1 protein-coding gene is annotated in these 247 nt (G+C 67.6%); it reads right to left on the bottom strand.

Translation table 11 applies throughout. The annotated features are described in order from the left end of the window. A partial coding sequence (locus SB771_RS36275; RefSeq protein ID WP_410722194.1) for a tripartite tricarboxylate transporter substrate-binding protein occupies positions 1 to 247 on the bottom strand: 247 nt, incomplete at both ends.

The raw sequence follows: 247 nt of genomic DNA, 5'->3' as shown, positions 1-247 counted from the left end.
CGATGCTGGCCGGGCCGAACAGCGCCTTCTTGAAGGCGTCATGCAGCGTCTTGACCACCGCCGGGCCCATACCCTTGGGACCGGCCAGGCCGTAGGGCGAGGTCGATACGACCTTGTAGCCCAGCTCCTGCGCGGTCGGCACGTCGGGCCAGCGCGTGGTGCGCTTTTCGCCGAACGTCACCAGCAGCCGCATCTTGCCCGAATCGACGAACTGGTCCCAGCCGGTGGCGTCGCTTTGCGCCATCAC

Origin of the sequence: Burkholderia sp. SIMBA_051, from assembly GCF_046534915.1 — a bacterium.
GTDB classification, from domain to species: Bacteria; Pseudomonadota; Gammaproteobacteria; order Burkholderiales; family Burkholderiaceae; genus Burkholderia; species Burkholderia ambifaria.
The sequence above is the reverse complement of the archived record's forward strand: the minus strand, read 5'-3'. Positions and strand labels throughout refer to the sequence as shown.